At 50.7% G+C, this 284-nt stretch carries 1 protein-coding gene; it reads left to right on the top strand.

Annotated elements, in window-relative coordinates:
• A partial coding sequence (locus tag X919_RS14815; protein ID WP_036917104.1) for an ABC transporter permease occupies positions 1-284 on the top strand: 284 nt, incomplete at both ends.

Here is a 284-nt window from a genome sequence, read left to right as displayed (position 1 = left end):
TATCTTTCGCAAATCATTGTGCAGGCAGTGGTGCCCGAGGCGCAGGCCATCCGGGAACAGTTCCACAGCTATATCTTATATAATAGGTCGCAAAACTTCAAACTATTCATGATTCCGGCGCTGTTTGGCATTGTGATGATGCTGATGACGGGCTACCTCCCCACGCTCAACATCGTAGCCGAGAAGGAGAAAGGCACCATCGAACAGATGAATGTCACGCCCGTGAGCCGCTGCAGTTTCATCCTTTCCAAGCTCATTCCCTATTGGCTCATCGCCCTTTTAGC

Origin of the sequence: Prevotella sp. HJM029 (assembly GCF_000599605.1) — a bacterium.
GTDB lineage: Bacteria > Bacteroidota > Bacteroidia > Bacteroidales > Bacteroidaceae > Prevotella.
The sequence above is the reverse complement of the archived record's forward strand: the minus strand, read 5'-3'. Positions and strand labels throughout refer to the sequence as shown.